Consider the following 19,968-nt stretch of genomic DNA (forward strand, 5'->3'; position numbering starts at 1 on the left):
ATAGAGGCGCAGGATGCCGCGCGTCACGCTCGAAACCTTGCCGGATTACGCCCGGTATCTCATCACCACCGCCGAAAGCGCGGCCAAGGATTATCCGGCCACGCGGAAGGTCCAGCTGCCCCGACTGGAACTGACCGCTCATGTCGGTCCCGGGGTGCTTGCGGATGCGCTTGGTCATGCTTTCGTGGAGGCCGCGCAAGACCAGCGGGAATCGCTGGCATGCCGCATCTTCATCCTCCATCCCGGCATCGCCGGCATCCCCGAGCCGGCGCGATGGGGCGACGCGCATTTCACCGAACACGGCTTTGCCGAACGGCTCGCCGAGGCCGGGCTGCGTGGCCACTATTTTCACGATCTGGATTTCTGGCAGGTCTACGATCCGCAAAGTCGCACTGGCGTGCAACTGATGGCCTCGGCCGATGCCTTTCCGCCCTGGGAACCGACAGCGCCGCTGCGGGCCTTCCTGCATTGGGAATATGCGGCGCGTAGCATGCGGCTGACCCATGCCGGCACGCTCGGTGCCAACGGCAAGGGCATGCTGCTCGCCGGTGCGGGCGGCGCCGGCAAATCCGGCACCGTCGCCGCCGGTCTGCTCAACGGGCTGGACAGCGTCGGCGACGACTACGTGCTGATCGATCTTGCCGGCGGCGTGACCGCGCGACCCTTGTTTTCAACGCTGAAACAGGATCCGCGAGGTTTCGCCCGGCTGGGCCTGAAGCAGCGGCTGAGCAATGAGAGCCCCTTGAACTGGCAGGGCAAGCACACTTTTCACATCGCCGACATCGCGCCCCGGCCAGTGCCCGCGGCGCTGGACATCGTCGCGCTGGTGGTGCCACATATCAGCGGTGGCGAGACGAGTTCGATCGTGCCAATGTCGCGTCGAGACGCCATGATAGCACTGGCACCGTCGGGCATCATGCAGATGCCGGGAGAGCGCGAAAGCGGCTTCCGTTTCTTCGGCGACCTCACCCGGCTGCTGCCAAGCTACCGTCTGTCCTTGGGAACGCATCCTGAGGAGATCGCCGGCACTATTGCGGATTTTCTAACGCGGGTTGCCTCGTGAAGTTGAGCGTGATCATGCCTGTCTACAACCGCGAACGCTATGTCCTTTCGGCCTTGCGCTCGCTGATCCGCCAGGGCGATGCGGCCGATCTCGACATCATCGTCATCGACGACGGTTCGACCGATGGCTCGGCGGAGGCCGTGCGCTCGATGATGGTCGAGAATCCCTGCATCCGCCTGTTCCGGCAAGAGAATATGGGCGTTGCCAAGACACGCAATGCCGGGCTGAGGCAGCTGCCCGCGGACGCCGAATTCGTGTCCTTCCTGGATTCGGACGACATCTCCCTGGCCGAGCGCTTCAAGACCGATCTTGCACATTTCCGCGCCACCCCCAGCCTGGAGTTGACCTATTCACTGATGACCCTGGCTGACCGGATTGACGACGAGCGGCTGGAGCCTACATTTGACAGCCGTATCGTCACGCTTCGGGGAATTTCGCTGAGCACCGCCCTGTTCCGCAGGAGTCTTGTCGAGCGCACGGGCCAATTCGACGAGGAGTTCGAGCAGTCCGAGGACACCGACTATCTGCTGCGGGTTTTCGAAAGGGGTCCGAACTACGAATTGTTGGACACCGTCGCGATCTACTACCGGCGCCACGCGGGGAATGTAACCAGGGAACACGGCGATAGGGTCCGGAATCATTTGCGCGCAATCCACAAGTCGATTCGCCGGCGCAAGGCCGATCCGTCGCTGCGCGAGATTCCGGGTATTTTCGAGATGAAGAGCCCCTTAAATGATTGGCCTATGACGTGATGCCGGGCGCAATCGGATCAGATCCAGCAGATTTGGAACGGTCGTGGAGGCTGAGCGTGATCATGCCCGTCCACAACCGTGAGGCCCTTGTCGGCCCGGCCCTGCGCTCGCTGCTCAGGCAGCGCGACGCCGCCGATCTCGACATCATCGTCATCGATGACGGCTCGACCGACGGATCGGCCGAAGCGGTGCGCTCGATAATGCGTGAGAACCCCTGCATCCGCCTGTTTCAACAACCCAACATGGGCGTGACCCGGGCGCGCAACACAGGGCTGAGACTGCTTGGGCCAGAAACGGGACTGGTCTCCTTTCTGGATTCGGACGATATTTCCCCGTTTGGGCGCTTTGCGGCCGATATCCAACTCTTCCGTGACGATCCCGAGCTGGATCTCACCTATTCAAGGATGATGCTGGTCGACAAGATCGACGACGAGCGCCTGGAGCCCGCCGCTGACAGCCGCAGCATCACGGTTCGCGGCATCCATTTGTCGGCGGCGATCTTCACGCGCCGGCTTGTCGAGCGTATCGGTGTCTTCGATGAAGCCTTCAATCAGGCAGAGGACACGGACTACCTGCTGCGCACTTTTGAAAGCGGGCCAAGATACGTTATGCCCGAGACCGTGGCCCTCTATTACAGACGCCATCCCGGTAACATGACTCGACAAACCGAGGTCCAGTCCCGTGAATTCATGCGCGCCATCTACAAGTCGATGACCCGCCGCAAGGCAGATCCGACCTTGCGGCGGATCGAAGGCATCTTCGAACTCAAGGATCTCGCTGACTGGCAGTTCATGTGATGAGTGGATACGGCGTCGTCATCCCGGCCTTCAACGCCAGCGGCACCATTGCCGAGACGCTGCGATCGGTCGGCGCCCAGACTGTTCGCCCGGACCTGGTGGTGATCGTCGATGATGGTTCGACCGACGATCTTGCGTCGGCGGTCAGCGATACGGACCTGCCGGTATGCTTGTTGCGGCAGGAGAATGCCGGGCCTGGCAGCGCCACGACCCGAGGCATCGCCGCGCTGTCGACGCAGCTCATTGCGACGCTCGACGCGGACGACCTCTGGCTGCCGAACAAGATCGAAAGACAGCTCGCGCATCTCGAAAAATCTCCCGCGACAGCGGGGGTTTTCTGTCATTGGCGCAATTTCCGCAACGACCAGCCCGACGCACCCGAGGCTACTTCGGTGCCCGGCTGGTCACGCACCACCATGATGATCCGCCGTGCGGTCGCCGAGACCGTTGGACCAATCGTTGATCCACCGGGCGGCCGTGGCGAAATGATCGACTGGATCGCCCGGGCGCGCGAGGCAGGCCTTGCTCTCGACATGCTGGAGGAGGCTTTGGCGCTGCGCCGCATCCGGCCGGGCAGCCTGTCCTATGGACGCGATGCGGCACGCGACCGCGGCTATCTCGAAGTGGCGCGGCTCGCCATGCTGCGGCGGGCACGCAACAAGGCCGGCTCGGGCTGATGACTGATATTCGCCGCGTCACCCGTCGCTTCCCGGATTATGGCTGGTCCTGGCCGACGGGCGGGCTCGACCAGTTGCTCAAGGCCGCACTTCTTCCAGACGAGGAAGCCGCAGCCGCTAGCGCCGGCCGCTGGCTGGACGAGAACGATATCGATCTCGTCTCGTTTCGCGAGCATCGGCTGCTGGCCGCGATCTCCGACCGGTTCGGCAGGAAGCTGGCCGGCCATTCCGCCTATCCGCGCCTCGTCGGCCTGCAAAAGATGCTGTGGACCAAATCGCGCATGGCGATGCGGGAAGCAGAACCGGCGCTGAAGGCGATGGCCGATGCGGGATGCCAGGTAATGCTGATCAAGGGCGCCAGCCGCATTGCGTTGAACGCCTCGGCACAGCGCGGCCGGGTGGCGCATGACATCGACATATTGGTGCGGCCGCAGGACATGCAAACGGCTTTTGACGTGCTGCGCGACGGCGACTGGCAGATCGCCACCGGGGTCAGCCCGCAATATCTAAGGACAAGACTGGCTTCACTGCGCTCGATGAATTTCTTCAAGGGCAATCTTGGCGACATCGACCTGCACCAGCTCGCCTATGACGGTTCGCAGCGCAGCGAGGAAGACGACCTGGCCATATGGCAACGGGCTGATAGCGCCGAGTTCAGCGACGTCGGCGTGCTGGTGCCGTCGCCCGCCGACCGCATCGCGCTTGCCATCGCGCATGGCGGGCTCGACGCCCACACGCATAGCGACTGGCTGGTCGATTGCGCCGTGGCCATCCGCGGCGACGACGTCGACTGGGATGTGTTCCTCGATGTTGTCGCCAGGCGCGGCCTTGCCGTTGCCGCGGCGGTGGCGCTCTCTTACCTCACGCTTGAAACAGGCGTGGCGGTGCCGGACCGGGTGCTGGCGCGCGTGCTTGATATGGCCGACCACACCGGCCTTTCGCGGTGGTCGGCCGTGCTGCAGGCCAAGCCACGGACCGATTTCGGCAGGCTGGTCTGGTTGTCGCGCGGCCTTGCCAAGCAGTTGCGGCTGCGGCGCAAGAGCGGCCGGCTGCGGCAGGAGCCGTCAGCCAAAGCCTGGCGCGGCAGGCCAGCCCGCCGCGAGCCACCGGAAGCACCATCGCCATCGGTGCTCTCCCAAATCATACCCTGCCCGCCAACGGCGGGGGAGATGATGCTGGACATCACGGTCAGGATCAGTGTTCCACCAGTCCGGCGCCGCATCGAGATGGAGATCAATGCCGATGACCACCATGTCGCGCGCCTGCGCGCCATGGCCATCAGCCGGTCCGGCAGGGAACGGGTGCTGCATTTTCGCGGCAAGGTGACGCTTGATGGGCAAAGGCATGCCTTGACACTGGAGGCGCGACCCTCCCGGCAATTCCGCCAATGGGACGATGCGGCGGCGGTCGCCGCCTATGGCGCGCTGCCGTTCCAGCTGATCTCGGCGACATTTTCACCGCTGCGCTGAGAATCGCGCGGCCCTGGGCTTATGATGCCTGACCGTCCGCCGCCGTCGAAACAATGTCCGTGCGTTCACGCGCCCTGATCTCGGCAAGCATCCATGCCGACAGCGACAACGGCACCAGGACACCGATGCCAAGCCCGACCCCGTTCACCAGATGAGCGATGGCCGGGTAGAGCCAGACCAGCGCCAGGAAGAGCCGAGGTATGTTGGCGCGCGTCGAAAACAGGTAGGCGACGGCAACGGCAAGACCGACCGTGTCGTAGCTGTAGCCATAAGGCGTCGCAACCGTTGCCAGCACGGCGGTGAGCACCACTCTTTCGCCATGCTGGACCTGCCGCCAGGGTAGCCAGACCCAGACGGCGGCGGCGATGGCCGCGATCGTCGCAATGGCCTGCATTGCATAGGCGACCGTCAGCCCTGCCCCGCTTGCGCGCGCCAGGAAGAACATGGTTGCGGCGTTGGCCTGGTAAGGCTGCGGATAGGGTGCCTCCAGTATCGCCGTCATCAAGGGGCGGGTTTCGGTCCAGAACAGCTGCCAGACGTCGAAGCCGAGCGAGGCGCCCGTCAGGATGAACAGCGCCGCCGATGACAAGGCGGCGGCAATGATGGCGCGCCAGTTGCCGCTGGCCAGCAGGCAGAACGGGACCAGAATGCCCAGATGCGGCTTGACCGTCAGCAACCCGAACAGCAACCCGGCCAAGATCGGCCGCCTTGGTGCGACGGCCAGTCCGCCGATGAGGAAGGCGGTGGTCAAGGCGCCGTTCTGACCGAAGATGGCGTTGATGAAGACGGCCGGGCACACAAGGATGGCCGCTTCGGCAAGCATGCCCAGTTTCAGCGGCCGCACCGCCAGCCACAGGCAGAAGACAGTGCCGAAGGTCCAGATGAAATAGGCCGAGAAAATCGGCAGCAGCGCAAGCGGCGCGCCGAAGATGAGGATGCTGGGCGGGTAGCTCCATTCCTGATTGGGAAGATCGGGCGAGAACATCCGACGCAAGGCCGCTCGATACGTGTCGACGTCGAACAGCCAGGCCACATGGCCGTCGAGCGCCATGCGCCCGCCGGCCCACAGATTGGTGAAATCCCAATAGGGCAGCCGGTCGCTTAGCTCCGAGAAACCATGCTCACCGAAGGTCCACAGAGCAAGATGGTAGCGCACCCCGATCAGAACCCCGGTACACAGCACAAGTGCAGCGAAACGCAAATCGGATCGATTGCGAACAGTTTGATTGACCGGTGTCATCGCGCAGTTTTCCAAGACCCTGGCAGCCTTGATAAGGTACGCGCGTTAAGATCGGCTTATGCGGAACCCTCGTCCAGCTTGGTCACCCGCCGCAGCGTCAGATTGATCCTGCCGCCGTTCTTGAGCAGCGCCGAGGTCGACGGGTAGATGCGGTCGACGCCGTGAAAGGCGAGACGACCCTCGCCGCCGAGCACGACGACGTCGCCACTCTTCAGCCTGAACGACTTGGTGCCGCCCTCTCGCGTCGTCTGGCCGACCCTGAACAGGCAATCGTCACCCAGCGAGACGGAGACGACGGGTGCCGAGAAGTCGGCCTCGTCGCGGTCCTGGTGCAGGCCCATCTTTGCTTCGGCCGTGTAGAAATTGATCAGGCAGGCCTGCGGCGGGCCCGGATAGCCCGATACCTGCCGCCACAGATCGAGCGGGCAGTCGGGGATCGGCGGCCATGGCTCTCCGGTCAGCGGATGCGTCGGCTGGTAGCGGTAGCCGCGTTCCTTGTCGGTGACCCAGCCGAGCGGGCCGCAATTGGTCATGCGCACGCTCATCTCCTTGCCGGTGCGCGGCATGGCGGGCACGAACAGCGGCGCCTGCTGGACGATGCCTCTGACCGCCTCGACGAGTGCCTCCTGAACAGGGCGGGAGAGATAGGCCGGCATGTGGCGGACGCCCTTTGGCAGAACGAGCATGGATTGACGCACCTCGAGATGGTTCGGCCCCGCAAGATGCCACCATCGAAAGAAAACGGCGACCCGAAAGCCGTCACCGATCTCACCACAATTGCAAATGCCGAAATGGGCGGTGAATTCGCCCCCCGACTGCGCGAAAGACGGTTGACGGATAAATATGAATTCCATAGTCAAGTTTTGAACTTGAGTGTTTAAATCAACAATTTGGATGCCGGCGAGAGGGAGAGGCCGTCGGCGGCGAATGGCAAAGAGCGAGGCATATCGACGTGACGTTTCATGAGGGATTTGACATGGTCAGGGGTGGCAAGGTCTGGGGCCGAGGGTTGCTCGCCACGACGTCTCTGGCGATGCTGCTAGGTGCTCATCCAGCGCTTGCTCAGCAAGCCGGCACCCATACACAAGATGGCACGCTCGAACCTATCAGGGTTGACGGCAAGGCCGGTCGAGACGATTCCCGGGATGACGACAAGACGGTGGCTGCCAAGCGCAGCGCCGGTGCTACCAAGACGGATACCCCGCTCATCGAGACGCCGCGCTCGGTCTCGGTGGTGACACGCAAGGAGCTCGAGGAGCGCGGCGCGCAGGATATCATCGAGGCGGTGCGCTATTCGGCGGGCGTCAGCACCGGCGCCTATGGCTTCGATCCGCGCTTCGACCAGATCTATATCAGGGGCTACGACGCCACCACGCTCGGCGACTACAAAGACGGACTGCGCCAACCCTACATCAACTACGGCACGTTCCGCACCGACCCCTATTCGCTCGAACGCGTCGAGGTCATCAAGGGACCGGTGTCGGTGCTTTACGGCGCGGGAACGCCGGCCGGCATCGTCAACAAGGTGCCCAAGCTGCCGACCGAGGACAGGATCCGCGAAGTCGAGTTGCTCTATGGCACGAAGGACAGGTCGCAGGCGGCCTTCGATTTCGGCGGCCCGGTCACGCAGGGCAGCGACGAGTTCCTTTACCGAATCGTCGGCCTGGCGCGAAACGGCGACACCAATTTCGACATCGCCGACGACCGCTATTTCCTGCAGCCGTCGCTGACCTGGAATCCCGATGCCGCGACCTCCTTCACCATCTACGGCCTGGCGCAGGCCGACGAGACCGATTCCAATGTCGGCGTGATCACCGACCCGGCGGGAAAGATCCACGCTCTGCGCGAGAGCGATCCGGACTACGACTATCAGAAGATCCGGCAGCAGCAGATCGGCTACAAGTTCGAGCACGATTTCGGCGACGGCATCACCGTGCGGCAGAATGTTCGATATTCTCACCTCGACCTGAGGTCGCGCTATCTAGCGGTCGCCAGTTGGACAGGCACTGTCGCGCATCGTTACGCGAATTCGATCCGCGACGAAATGAACGTGTTCCAGGCCGACAACCAGATCGAGGCCAAGTTCGACACCGGGGCGCTCGCCCATACGGTCCTTCTCGGCCTCGACTACACGAACCTGACCTCGTCTTTCGGCTACGGGATAGGTACCGTTAATCCTGCCTATGATTTCGACATCGCCAATCCGACCTACGGTGTTTCCGGTCCGACGCCGGACTACAATTTCACGACGTCCGATGCGGATCTGCGCCAGACCGGCATTTATGCGCTGGACCAGGTCGAACTGGACAAATGGCGCTTCACGCTTGGCGGACGCCAGACCTGGGTCGAGCAGACGCGTGAATACGGTGACGGCAGTTCCGAGGGCTTGAACAAGAACGCCTTCAGCGTCCAGGCCGGCGCCCTCTATCTGTTCGACAATGGCGTTGCACCTTTCGCGAGTTATGCGACCTCGTTCGAGCCGGTCACGAACCGGTCCGAGTCAGGCGACATTCTCGAGCCGACGAAGGGCGAGCAGTTCGAACTGGGGGTCAAATATCAACCGCTGGGAACCGACATCCTGCTGTCGGCTGTCGCCTATCATCTCGTTGAGAAGAACAAGCCGGTCGTCGTCAACGCCAACACGGGCACCTACCGCGCTCTGGGCGAAGTCACCAGCAACGGCTTTGAACTCGAGGCGCGCGCCGGCATTTTGGACGGGCTGGATCTGATCGCGGCCTATAATTACAATCGTGCCGAGATCACTGACGCCTTCGACACAACGGAGATCGGCAAGGTTCCGGCCGTCACGCCCGAGCACGTGGCGAGCCTCTGGGCCAACTACAAGTTCGATGAGGGCAGTGCCGTGCCAGGCCTTTCTGTCGGCGCCGGCGTGCGGCTGCAGAGCGCCATCTATACCGACACATCAAACACCGCCAAGAATGATGCCGCGGTCTATCTCGACGCCTCGGCATCCTATGATTTCGGCGCCATCGACAAGAAATATGAAGGTGTTTCCGCCGCCTTCGCCGTCCGCAACATCGCCGATGAGCGCGCCACGGTGTGCAACAGCGGCTATTGCTACATGGGTCAGGGCCGCAACATCACGGCTTCGCTGAAGCGCAGCTGGTAAAATCGAAAACGCCGCGCGTCCTTTCGGATGCGCGGCGCGAAATGGAAAGTCGCTTTATACACGCGTTGGTGTGACGCTTAATCGTTATCCACCCGGCCGCGCAATTTCTTGATCGTGCCGCGTCCGGCCTTGCTCTTCAGCCGCCGCTCCACCGCGCCCTTCGAGGGCCGCGTCTTCTTGCGCGGCGGTGGTGGCGGCTCCGCGGCCTTGGCGACGAGTGCTGTCAGTCTTGCCCGGGCGTCGGCCCGGTTCTGTTCCTGAGTGCGAAAGCGTCCGGCCTCGATGACGATGACGCCGTCCTTGGTGGCGCGCTGGCCGGCAAGCTTGATCGTGCGCTCGCGCACACGTTCCGACAGGCCGGCCGCGTTGGCCGCGTCGAAGCGCAGTTGCACGGCGGTCGCCACCTTGTTGACGTTCTGACCACCGGGACCCGACGAGCGGATAAAATCCTCGTGCAGGTCGCCCGGGTGGATCACGGCTTCGCCAGATATGATGATGTCGTCGTCGATCGGCATGGCGCAGTCATGGCGCGGCGCCGTGAAAAAGAAAAGGCCCGATCGAAATCGGGCCTTCACTGGTGCCGAGCGGCAATGATGCCAAGCGGTCTGACTGCTACTCCGCCGCTTCCTGCATACGGGGCGCCGCACCCATGACGGTTGCATCGACATGCGGCTCGAACTTCTCGAAATTGACCGCGAACATGCCGACCAGCCGTGCCGCCTGGCGGTCATAGGCTGCCTTGTCGGCCCAGGTCGAGCGCGGGTCGAGAATGGCGCTGTCGACGCCAGGCACGGACACCGGCACTTCGAAGCCGAAATTGGCGTCGCGACGGAAGGCGACTGTCTTCAGCGAGCCGTCGAGGGCGGCGGCAAGCAAGGCGCGTGTCGCCTTGATCGGCATGCGCTTGCCGGTGCCGTAGGCGCCACCGGTCCAGCCGGTGTTGACCAGCCAGCAATCGGCGCCATGCAGTGCGATAAGCTCGCGCAGCAGATTGCCGTATTCCGACGGGTGGCGCGGCATGAATGGCGCGCCGAAGCAGGTCGAGAACGTCGCCTCTGGCTCGGTCACACCCTTTTCTGTGCCCGCCACCTTGGCCGTATAGCCGGACAGGAAATGATACATCGCCTGCGCCGGGGTCAGCCGCGCGATCGGCGGCATCACGCCGAAGGCATCGGCGGTCAGCATGATGATGTTCCTGGGATGACTGGCTCGGCCCGTCTTCGAGGCATTGGGGATGAAATCGAGCGGGTAGGCGCAGCGCGTGTTTTCGGTGAGGCGGCCGTCGTTGAAATCCGGCACGCCATCGGCGTCGAGCACGACATTTTCCAGCACAGTGCCGAAGCGCTGCGTGGTGGCGAAGATCTCCGGCTCGGCTTCGGCCGACAGCTTGATCGTCTTGGCGTAGCAACCGCCCTCGAAATTGAAGATGCCGTGCGGCCCCCAGCCATGCTCGTCATCGCCGATCAGCGTGCGCGACGGATCGGCCGACAGCGTCGTCTTGCCCGTTCCGGAAAGGCCGAAGAAGATGGCGGCGTCACCTGCCGGCCCCTCATTGGCCGAGCAATGCATCGGCATCACGCCCTTTTCCGGCAGGAGATAGTTGAGCATGGTGAACACCGACTTCTTCATCTCGCCGGCATAGGAGGTTCCGCCGATCAGCACGATCTTGCGGGTGAGATCGACGGCGATCACCGTCTCGGTGCGGCTGCCGTGGCGGGCCGGATCGGCGCGGAAGGACGGCAGGTCGATGATCGTCATCTCAGCCACGAACTGCTCGAGTTCGGCCTTGTCGGGACGGATGAGCAGGTTGCGGATGAACAGCGAGTGCCAGGCAAATTCGGTGATTACCCGGGTGGGCAGCTTCAGGTCGGCGTCGGCGCCGCCGACCAGGTCCTGCACGTAGAGATCCTTGTCCGCGGCGTGGGTAAGGAAATCGGCAAACAGCGTCTCGAACTGGGCCGGCGAGATCGCCTTGTTGTTGTCCCACCAGACATGTGGCTCGGTGGCACCGTCGCGGACGACGAACTTGTCCTTGGGCGAGCGGCCGGTGTGCTGGCCGGTCTCGGCCACCAGCGCGCCATGCGCGGTCAGTCGGGCTTCGCCACGCCGGATCGAGTCCTCGTAAAGGGCTGCCGCGCCGAAATTGTAGCGCACCACGCCGGTGGTTTTCAGGCCGATACGATCGATCGGGCAAGCAGGATTGCGTTTGCCGACTTCCGACATTGGTGTCCCTTCTTCGATTTTCCGCATCTTTGCCGGCGCGTTTCCGGCACGCCCACTACGAAGGCTGACATGGTCAGAACCAGAAAAGCCAAATGATATCAAATCATTAATCGATTTAAATATTTTGAAAGTTGTTTAAATCGTTTATATATGCGAAAAGTTTCACGGTTGCCCAAAGGATTGGCGATGTTCGTTCGTCCAATCCATGTCGAGGTTGAATTGTGGCCGGCGGCACCCCGCGCGTGACAGCGGACAAGGCCTATGCCACATTTTGTACCTAATTTGTCCTGCAAAAGCCCCTTCTCTACGAAAGAAGGGACAGCTCATGAGGGAGCCGCTTGAAATGGCAACAATCGCGCTTGTCGATGACGACCGCAACATTCTGACGTCTGTGTCGATCGCCCTGGAATCCGAGGGGTATCGCGTCGAGACCTACACGGATGGTGCGTCTGCGCTGGAAGGCTTGGCGGCACGTCCGCCGAATCTTGCCATTCTCGACATCAAGATGCCGCGCATGGACGGCATGGAGCTTTTGCGCCGGATGCGCCAGAAGTCCGACCTGCCCGTGATCTTCCTGACCTCCAAGGACGACGAGATCGATGAATTGTTCGGCCTCAAGATGGGCGCCGACGATTTCATCCGCAAACCGTTCTCGCAGCGCCTGCTGGTCGAGCGGGTGCGCGCCGTGCTGCGCCGGGCCAGTGCCCGTGAGGCAGCCGCCAAGACACCCAGCCAACAGGCCCGCTCGCTCGAGCGCGGCCAGCTTGTCATGGACCAGGAACGCCACACCTGCACCTGGAAGGGCGAGCCGGTGACGCTCACAGTCACCGAATTCCTGATCCTGCATTCGCTGGCGCAACGTCCCGGTGTCGTAAAAAGCCGTGATGCGCTTATGGATTCGGCCTATGATGAACAGGTCTATGTCGATGACCGCACGATCGACAGCCACATCAAGCGGCTGCGCAAGAAGTTCAAGGCTGTCGACGACGACTTCGAGATGATCGAAACCCTTTACGGAGTCGGATATCGGTTCCGCGAAGCGTAATTTGATGTATGTCGCCCATAAGCGGTCCCGGGTTTGGGGCCGCGACATGCGTCAAACCACGGATTAGGCGGGAGCTGCTATTCGATGGCAGTGGAAGCACAGCGAACACGACCGACGGGCGCCGCCAGGCGGCCGTCGCGCATCATGCCGTCCTTCGTGTCGAAGTTCACGGTGCCGATGCGCCGCTTCCTCGGCCACCACATCTTTTCCAGCCTGACGCGGCGCATCCTCTTCCTCAACCTTGCTGGTCTGGCCGTCCTGGTCACCGGCATCCTCTATCTCAACACCTTCCGCGACGGGCTGATCGACGCCCGCGTCGAAAGCCTGATGACGCAGGGTGAGATCATCGCCGGCGCTATCGCGGCTTCGGCAACGGTCGAAACCGATTCGATCAGCATCGACCCGGAGAAGCTGCTTGAGCTGCAGGCCGGCGAGAGCCTGGGACCAGGCTCGGACCAGCTCGACAATCTCGATTTTCCGATCAATCCCGAGCGTGTCGCACCGGTGCTGCGGCGACTGATCTCGCCGACGCGCACGCGCGCCCGTATCTATGACCGCGACGCCAACCTGCTGCTCGATTCGCGACATCTCTATTCGCGCGGCCAGATCCTGCGCTACGACCTGCCGCCGGTCGACGAAGAAGAGCCCGACCTTGTCGAACGCGTGCAGAAATTCATCTTCGACTTCTTCCGCAACACCGACCTGCCGGTCTATCACGAGCAGCCAGGCGGTAACGGCGCGGCCTTCCCGGAAGTGGTCAAGGCGCTGACAGGCAGCCCGTCGACCATCGTGCGCGTCTCGGAACAGGGTGAGCAAATCGTTTCGGTGGCGGTGCCGATCCAGCGCTTCCGCGCCGTCCTCGGCGTGCTGATGCTGTCGACGGAAGGCGGCGACATCGACAAGATTGTTGCCGCCGAGCGCAAGGCGATCCTGCGCGTCTTTGGCATCGCGGCCCTCGTCACCGCCATCCTGTCGATGCTTCTCGCCTCGACCATCGCCAACCCGCTGCGCCGGCTCTCCGCCGCGGCGGTGCGGGTCAGGCGCGGCGTCAAGAGCCGTGAGGAAATCCCCGACTTTTCCGACCGCCAGGACGAGATCGGCAATCTGTCGATCGCCGTGCGCGACATGACCAACGCGCTCTACGCCCGTATCGAGGCGATCGAAAGCTTCGCCGCCGATGTTTCCCATGAGTTGAAGAACCCGCTGACCTCGCTGCGCAGTGCGGTGGAAACCCTGCCGCTGGCCAAGAACGACAATTCGCGCAGCCGGTTGATGGAGATCATCCAGCACGACGTCAAACGGCTGGACCGCCTCATCACCGACATTTCCGACGCCTCCCGGCTCGACGCCGAGCTCGCGCGGGAGGATGCAGGCACGGTCGACCTGAAGAAATTCATCACCGATCTTGTCGCCGTGTCGCGTGAGGCCACGCGCAACAAGAAGGCGGTCGAGATCGAACTCAAGGTCGCCAAGCTGCCGCAAGGCGTCAAAGGCTATGTCGTCGTCGGCCATGATCTGCGCATCGGCCAGGTTGTCACCAATTTGATCGAGAACGCCCGCTCCTTCGTTCCCGATGACCACGGCCACATCAGCCTGTCGCTGGCGCGCGCCGGCAAGTTCAACATCCTGACCGTCGACGACAATGGTCCCGGCATCCGCGCCGACAACATCGACCGCATCTTCGAGCGCTTCTACACCGACCGGCCGGCCGGCGAGGCGTTCGGCCAGAATTCGGGTCTTGGCCTGTCCATATCCAGGCAGATCGTCGAGGCCCATGGCGGCACGCTGACGGCCGAAAACATCCCCGGCACCAAGCCCGGCGAGATCAAGGGCGCGCGCTTTGTCGTGACACTTCCGGCCGAAGCATGAGGCCAGGTTCGCACGATCCCCAGAGATGACCGGTCCGATCGTGCCGCCTGAAAACATTCATGCAACGGCAATCCTTATTGGCGAACGTGGCATTCTCGTCAGTGGGGCCTCCGGTTCTGGCAAGACGACGCTGGCGCTTACTCTCATCGATCATTGCCGCCAGCGCGGACTGTTTTCGCGGCTGGTCGGCGACGATCAGCTTTTCGTCGAGGCGCATGTCGGGCGCCTGGTGTGCCGCGCTCCCGCCACCATCGAAGGCCTCGCCGAGGTGCCGGGGCTCGGGCCACGGAAGCTGCCGTTCGAAGCGGCCTGCGTCATCGACCTGCACGTGCGCCTGCTGCCGGCCGGTGAAATCGCACGCTTCCAGGAGGACACCAGCGACGACATTGCCGGCTGCGCGGTGCCGAGGATCGATCTGGCCGAGCGCAATGTCCAGGCTGCCTTGCCGGCCGTGATGGCGCGGCTGTCGATCCCGCCTTTTCTATGATCCGCCCCGGATTTTTTGCTGCAATGCGTCAAAATGGCATGGGCCGGCGCAATTTTGGGCTTGTCAACGGGCCGCGCGTCGACAAGATAGCGCTCCCGCCGCCTGGAATGGTTGGCGAGCATAAAATACGCCTGTGAAGCGGCGATGACGGGAGCCACCAAAGAATGATCGGACTCGTGCTTGTAACGCACGGTCAACTGGCCACCGAGTTCCGACATGCCGTCGAACATGTCGTCGGGCCACAAGACAATTTCGAAACCGTGGCGATCGGTGCCGATGACGATATGGAGCAGCGTCGCCGCGACATCGTCGACGCTGTGGCGCGCGTCGATACGGGGACTGGCGTCATCGTGCTGACCGACATGTTCGGCGGCACGCCGTCGAATCTCGCCATCTCGGTGATGGAGTCCGGCCGCACGGAGGTGATCGCCGGCATGAACCTGCCGATGCTGATCAAGCTGTCATCGATCCGCAAAGGCGACAACATGGCGGCCGCGCTCGACGAGGCGCAGGCCGCCGGCCGCAAATACATCAATGTCGCCAGCCAGCTTCTGAGCAGCAAATGAGCGCGCTATCCCCGGAAAAAGACCAGATCGCCAAAGATCCGATCACCCGGGAATTTCCGATCGTCAACCAGCGCGGCCTGCACGCGCGCGCCTCGGCGAAATTCGTCCAGCTCGCCAGCGGCTTCGACGCTTCGGTGCATGTCGAGAAGGATGGCGTCAAGGTCGGCGGTACGTCGATCATGGGCCTGATGATGCTGGCCGCGAGCCCGGGCTACTCGATCCGCGTCACCGCGAGCGGCCCGGAGGCGCTCGAGGTCATGGACGCGCTGGAGCAATTGGTGGCCTCCCGCTTCGGCGAGGAATGCTGATCCCGCATACCGCCCAAGCATGCCCGAGAGACATGCAGGGATAAAGATTTCTTTATATCCCATTGTCGTCTTGAGCCTGATCTGCTAGTCAGGCCGGCAATTCGCGCCCTTCGACGCGCCGACCGGCGCGGGCGCATCCGCAACCAATTCGCAAGCACATCAAATCGCAGGGAGACTGCCATGACGGGTAGCAAGGACTATGTGGTCGCCGACATCTCGCTTGCCGGCTGGGGCCGCAAGGAGCTCGATATCGCCGAAACCGAAATGCCGGGCCTGATGGCCTGCCGCGAGGAATTTGGCGCCAAGAAGCCGCTCAAGGGCGCGCGCATCACCGGCTCGCTGCACATGACCATCCAGACGGCGGTGCTGATCGAAACGCTGAAGGAGCTCGGCGCCGATATCCGCTGGGCTTCCTGCAACATCTTCTCGACCCAGGATCATGCCGCCGCGGCCATCGCCGAGGCCGGCATTCCCGTCTTCGCCGTCAAGGGCGAGAGCCTCGAACAGTACTGGGACTACACCGACCGCATTTTCCAGTGGACCGATGGCGGCCTCTCCAACATGATCCTCGACGATGGCGGCGACGCCACCATGTACATCCTGATCGGCGCCCGCGCCGAAGCCGGCGAGGACGTTCTGTCCAATCCGCAGAGCGAGGAAGAGGAATATTTCTACGCCCAGGTCAAGAAGCGCCTGAAGGCTTCGCCCGGCTTCTTCACCAAGCAGAAGGCGGCGATCCGCGGCGTCACCGAAGAGACGACCACTGGCGTCAACCGGCTTTACCAGCTGCAGAAGAAGGGCCTGCTGCCCTTCCCGGCCATCAACGTCAACGACTCGGTCACCAAGTCGAAATTCGACAACAAGTATGGCTGCAAGGAATCGCTGGTCGACGGCATCCGTCGCGGCACCGACACGATGATGGCCGGCAAGGTCGCGGTTGTCTGCGGCTATGGCGACGTCGGCAAGGGCTCGTCGGCCTCGCTCAAGGGCGCCGGCGCCCGCGTCAAGGTCACCGAAGTCGACCCGATCTGCGCCCTGCAGGCGGCGATGGACGGCTTTGAAGTGGTCACGCTGGAAGACGCGGCCCCGACTGCCGACATCGTCATCACCACCACCGGCAACAAGGATGTCGTCACCCTCGACCATATGCGCTCGATGAAAGACATGGTGATCGTCGGCAACATCGGCCACTTCGACAACGAGATCCAGGTCGCCTCGCTGCGCAATCTGAAATGGACCAACGTCAAGCCGCAGGTCGACATGATCACCTTCCCGGACGGCAAGCGGATGATCCTCTTGTCGGAAGGCCGCCTGCTCAATCTCGGCAACGCCACCGGTCATCCGAGCTTCGTGATGTCGGCATCCTTCACCAACCAGGTGCTGGCCCAGATCGAGCTGTTCACCAAGGGTGAGCAGTACCAGAACCAGGTCTATGTCCTGCCCAAGCATCTCGACGAGAAGGTCGCGCGCCTGCACCTCGACAAGCTTGGCGCCCGCCTGACCGAATTGTCGGGTGAACAGGCCGCCTATATCGGCGTCACTCAGCAGGGTCCGTTCAAGCCGGAACACTACCGCTATTAACCAAAGCTAGATTTACTACCAGATATTGAAGCCGGGCGATTGACTTTTCGCCCGGCTTTATTTTTGCGCGCAATCGCCTTCACGGCGATTCGGCGAGGGTTTATTGTCAGGTGATTCGCGACGCTTCCGGCCCGAGAGGGGATCAGAGAGGCGCGTATCAGGGCGGTCTTGCATTCAGGCGGCGGAGAGGACCAAGACATGCCGGGGCAAAACCCGCACGGAGCGGGATCGGCCGTTTCCGGCGGCCATGACGATTCGGGGACCATACAGTCAGCCACCGAGGGCGGGCGCCTTTCATGGCGTGCCCGCGCGGGCCTGTTCCTGGCCAGTTCCGTGCTGTCCTATCCGTTGGCCAGCGCCGTCGCGCATGCCGAGAACGCCGCTGTCGCGACTGCCAGCCTGTCAATCAGCACAGTCGAGGTCATGCAGCTCGCCGTGTTCGTCGGCGTGACGGGCGCGGCACTTTTGTCTGCCATCGTTCTCATCCGTGAACGCGCCCGCACCTCGGCGGAAAATGTCGAGTTGAGAAGCCGCGTCGCCGATGTCAACGCGGCGCTGCGCCGTTCGGAAGCGCTGCTCAATTTGCGCGACCAGCGGGTGATCGTCTGGGCCTCGGAAAACAAGAAGCCCGAACTCATAGGTACATTGCCGGTCGAAAGCGGCGCGCCAGAGGAGCGGGCGGCTTTCCTCGCCTTCGGCCGCTGGCTGATGCCGCGCTCGGCGGCGGCGCTCGAACATGCCGTTGCGGGCTTGCGCGAAAAGGCCAGGCCCTTCGACCTCGTCATCGAATCGCAGGCCGGCGCGCCGCTCGAAGTGCATGGCCGCAAGAGCGCCGCGCATATACTGGTGCGGTTTGTCTCGCTTTCCGAGACGCAGCGCAGCCAGGCCCGGCTGAAGATCGAGAACCAGCGCCTTGCCGCCGATCATGACACGATGATCGGCCTGCTCGAAGCGCTGAAGATGCCGGCATGGCTGCGCGACGAGCACGGTCGCCTGAAATGGGTCAACCGGGCCTATGCCGACGCGGTCGAAGCCGAAAGCGCGGAAGCCGCCGTGCGCGACGCCAAGGAATTCCTTGGCGGCCAGGCGCGTGAAGCAATTGCCACCCAGCACAAATCGCACCCGATCTTCGAGCAGTCGCTCTCCACGGTGATCGAAGGCGACCGCCGCGTCTTCGCGGTGACCGATTTTGCCGGTGCCGACGGTTCGGCCGGCCTTGCCAGCGACACCAGCGCCATCGAAACCATTCGCGGCGAGTATGAGCGCACGGTGCGCAGCCACGCCGACACGCTCGACCAGCTCAACACCGCGGTTGCCATCTTCGACACCGACGAGAAGCTGCGCTTCTTCAACCAGGCGTTCCAGAAACTGTGGGGCCTCGACAGCGGCTTCCTGCACAGCGCGCCCGACAATGCGCTGTTGCTCGACCGGCTGCGCAGCGAAGGCAAGATCGCCGAGCAGCCCGAATGGCGCCGCTGGAAGGAAGGCCTGCTCGGCGCCTACCGCGCGGTGGAATCGCAGGAACATTGGTGGCACCTGCCTGACGGCAAGACCATCCGCGTCGTCGCCAACCCGCAGCCCAAGGGCGGCGTTACCTGGGTTTTCGAAAACCTCACCGAAAAGATGGACCTGGAAAGCCGCTACCGCACCGCGGTGCGCGTCCAGGGCGAAACGCTCGACAACCTCGCTGAAGGCGTGGCGGTGTTCGGCCCCGACGGCCGGCTGCGGCTGTCGAACCCGGCCTTTGCCACGCTGTGGGGCCTGGGTGGCGAAGCCGCCAAGCCCAATGTGCACGTCTCGACGATCCGTGATCTTAGCGACCGGCAAGCGGTCGACAGCCCCTGGCCCGGCTTCGTCGCCGCCATCACCGGGTTCGACGACGAGCGCCGCGAGCGTCACGGCCAGACCGAGCTCAACAACGGCACGGTGCTGCGTTATGCCGTGATTCCGCTGCCCAATGGGCAGGTGATGATGACCTTCGTCGACGTCACCGACAGCGTCCATGTCCAACGCGCCCTGAAGGACAAGAACGAGGCGCTGGAGAAGTCGGACCAGCTCAAGAACGACTTCGTCCAGCACGTGTCCTATGAGCTGCGCTCGCCGCTGACCAACATCATCGGCTTCACCGAACTGCTTTCGGTGCCAGCGACCGGACCGCTTACTCAAAAGCAGCGCGAATATGTCGAGCATGTCAGCTCGTCCTCCTCGGTGCTCTTGACCATCGTCAACGACATACTCGACCTTGCGACTGTCGATGCCGGCATCATGCAGCTCGACATTTCCGAGGTGCAGGTCGACCGCACCATCGCGGCCGCCGCCGAGCTGGTTGCCGACCGGCTGCAGGAGCATTCGATCCGGCTCGAGGTCGACGCCGCTGCTGCGCCGAAGACGTTCCACGGCGACGAAACCCGCATCCGCCAGATCCTCTACAATCTGCTCAGCAACGCCGCCAATTACGCGCCGGAGGCCAGCACCATCCGGCTCGCGTGCCGCCAGCTGGCAAACGGGGTGGAATTCTCGGTTCATGATGACGGCCCTGGCATGCCGCCGGATGTGCTGGATTCGGTGTTCCGCCGCTTCGAACCGCGCACCAATGGCGGTCGCCGGCGCGGCGCCGGGCTCGGCCTGTCGATCGTCAAGAGCTTCGTCGAACTGCATGGCGGCAACGTTCGCATCGAAACCGGCAAGGACAAGGGCACGACCGTCATCTGCACCTTCCCCGACATGCCGGGCATCCGCGCCGCGGCCGAGTAGCGCGCTC

General features: G+C 63.1%; 18 protein-coding genes. 14 read left to right on the forward strand and 4 right to left on the reverse strand.

The window, feature by feature from the left end; genetic code table 11:
* Nucleotides 1–13 precede the first annotated feature (13 nt).
* The 5 genes from EB235_RS02120 to EB235_RS02140 all read left to right on the forward strand — a co-directional run bounded on the left by EB235_RS02120 (nucleotide 14) and on the right by EB235_RS02140 (nucleotide 4,758).
* Entirely contained in the window at nucleotides 14–1,063 is a 1,050-nt protein-coding gene (locus EB235_RS02120) for a hypothetical protein (protein WP_027032596.1), read from the forward strand.
* A 14-nt stretch (nucleotides 1,064–1,077) separates the two neighbouring features.
* Entirely contained in the window at nucleotides 1,078–1,815 is a 738-nt protein-coding gene (locus EB235_RS02125; protein ID WP_080681069.1) for a glycosyltransferase family 2 protein, read from the forward strand.
* A 62-nt stretch (nucleotides 1,816–1,877) separates the two neighbouring features.
* The gene (locus EB235_RS02130) at nucleotides 1,878–2,612 is read left to right on the forward strand and encodes a glycosyltransferase family 2 protein (RefSeq protein ID WP_027032594.1); all 735 of its coding nucleotides are present in this window, start codon (nucleotides 1,878–1,880) and stop codon (nucleotides 2,610–2,612) included.
* The gene (locus EB235_RS02135) at nucleotides 2,612–3,289 is read left to right on the forward strand and encodes a glycosyltransferase family 2 protein (RefSeq protein WP_027032593.1); all 678 of its coding nucleotides are present in this window, start codon (nucleotides 2,612–2,614) and stop codon (nucleotides 3,287–3,289) included. The genes EB235_RS02130 and EB235_RS02135 overlap by 1 nt, the downstream gene beginning before the upstream one ends.
* The gene (locus EB235_RS02140; protein WP_027032592.1) at nucleotides 3,289–4,758 is read left to right on the forward strand and encodes a nucleotidyltransferase family protein; all 1,470 of its coding nucleotides are present in this window, start codon (nucleotides 3,289–3,291) and stop codon (nucleotides 4,756–4,758) included. Before EB235_RS02135 ends, EB235_RS02140 begins: the two co-directional genes overlap by 1 nt.
* Nucleotides 4,759–4,777: 19 nt before the next feature.
* Here the strand turns inward: EB235_RS02140 and EB235_RS02145 are convergent, their stop codons facing one another.
* Both EB235_RS02145 and EB235_RS02150 read right to left on the reverse strand, forming a co-directional pair.
* Entirely contained in the window at nucleotides 4,778–5,998 is a 1,221-nt protein-coding gene (locus EB235_RS02145; protein ID WP_051429752.1) for a glycosyltransferase family 87 protein, read from the reverse strand.
* Between the two features lie 56 nt (nucleotides 5,999–6,054).
* The gene (locus EB235_RS02150) at nucleotides 6,055–6,684 is read right to left on the reverse strand and encodes an alpha-ketoglutarate-dependent dioxygenase AlkB family protein (RefSeq protein ID WP_032926624.1); all 630 of its coding nucleotides are present in this window, start codon (nucleotides 6,682–6,684) and stop codon (nucleotides 6,055–6,057) included.
* 3 nt (nucleotides 6,685–6,687) lie between these two features.
* On the opposite strand from EB235_RS02150, the gene EB235_RS02155 reads away from it, so the two are divergent.
* Nucleotides 6,688–6,879 carry a hypothetical protein gene (locus tag EB235_RS02155; protein WP_155256456.1) on the forward strand — a complete coding sequence of 64 codons (192 nt, stop codon included), beginning with the start codon at nucleotides 6,688–6,690 and terminating at the stop codon, nucleotides 6,877–6,879.
* Nucleotides 6,880–6,974: 95 nt separating this feature from the next.
* The gene (locus EB235_RS02160) at nucleotides 6,975–9,128 is read left to right on the forward strand and encodes a TonB-dependent siderophore receptor (protein ID WP_027032590.1); all 2,154 of its coding nucleotides are present in this window, start codon (nucleotides 6,975–6,977) and stop codon (nucleotides 9,126–9,128) included.
* Nucleotides 9,129–9,205: 77 nt separating this feature from the next.
* On the opposite strand, the gene arfB is transcribed toward EB235_RS02160, so the two are convergent.
* Both arfB and EB235_RS02170 read right to left on the reverse strand, forming a co-directional pair.
* Entirely contained in the window at nucleotides 9,206–9,643 is a 438-nt protein-coding gene (gene arfB / locus EB235_RS02165; protein ID WP_027032589.1) for an alternative ribosome rescue aminoacyl-tRNA hydrolase ArfB, read from the reverse strand.
* Nucleotides 9,644–9,740: 97 nt separating this feature from the next.
* Complete coding sequence (locus EB235_RS02170) at nucleotides 9,741–11,351, reverse strand: phosphoenolpyruvate carboxykinase (RefSeq protein ID WP_027032588.1); 1,611 nt, start codon at nucleotides 11,349–11,351, stop codon at nucleotides 9,741–9,743.
* A 343-nt stretch (nucleotides 11,352–11,694) separates the two neighbouring features.
* On the opposite strand from EB235_RS02170, the gene EB235_RS02175 reads away from it, so the two are divergent.
* The 7 genes from EB235_RS02175 to EB235_RS02205 all read left to right on the forward strand — a co-directional run bounded on the left by EB235_RS02175 (nucleotide 11,695) and on the right by EB235_RS02205 (nucleotide 19,961).
* The gene (locus tag EB235_RS02175; protein WP_013528337.1) at nucleotides 11,695–12,396 is read left to right on the forward strand and encodes a response regulator transcription factor; all 702 of its coding nucleotides are present in this window, start codon (nucleotides 11,695–11,697) and stop codon (nucleotides 12,394–12,396) included.
* Between the two features lie 84 nt (nucleotides 12,397–12,480).
* Nucleotides 12,481–14,265, forward strand: coding sequence for a sensor histidine kinase (locus EB235_RS02180; RefSeq protein ID WP_027032587.1), 1,785 nt, complete (start codon nucleotides 12,481–12,483; stop codon nucleotides 14,263–14,265).
* A gap of 25 nt (nucleotides 14,266–14,290) precedes the next feature.
* Nucleotides 14,291–14,752, forward strand: coding sequence for an HPr kinase/phosphorylase (locus EB235_RS02185; RefSeq protein WP_027032586.1), 462 nt, complete (start codon nucleotides 14,291–14,293; stop codon nucleotides 14,750–14,752).
* Nucleotides 14,753–14,916: 164 nt separating this feature from the next.
* Nucleotides 14,917–15,318 (forward strand): PTS sugar transporter subunit IIA, encoded by a 402-nt coding sequence (locus tag EB235_RS02190; RefSeq protein ID WP_027032585.1) that lies wholly within the window; start codon nucleotides 14,917–14,919, stop codon nucleotides 15,316–15,318.
* A complete protein-coding gene (locus tag EB235_RS02195) occupies nucleotides 15,315–15,626 on the forward strand; it encodes an HPr family phosphocarrier protein (protein ID WP_027032584.1) in 312 nt (103 codons plus the stop codon). The genes EB235_RS02190 and EB235_RS02195 overlap by 4 nt, the downstream gene beginning before the upstream one ends.
* A 180-nt stretch (nucleotides 15,627–15,806) precedes the next feature.
* Nucleotides 15,807–17,207: an adenosylhomocysteinase gene (gene ahcY, locus EB235_RS02200; RefSeq protein ID WP_027032583.1), complete on the forward strand. Its 1,401-nt coding sequence runs from the start codon at nucleotides 15,807–15,809 to the stop codon at nucleotides 17,205–17,207.
* A 198-nt stretch (nucleotides 17,208–17,405) separates the two neighbouring features.
* Nucleotides 17,406–19,961, forward strand: coding sequence for a sensor histidine kinase (locus tag EB235_RS02205; protein WP_027032582.1), 2,556 nt, complete (start codon nucleotides 17,406–17,408; stop codon nucleotides 19,959–19,961).
* Nucleotides 19,962–19,968 lie beyond the last annotated feature (7 nt).

This window comes from Mesorhizobium loti R88b (assembly GCF_013170845.1).
Classification (GTDB): Bacteria; Pseudomonadota; Alphaproteobacteria; order Rhizobiales; family Rhizobiaceae; genus Mesorhizobium; species Mesorhizobium loti_B.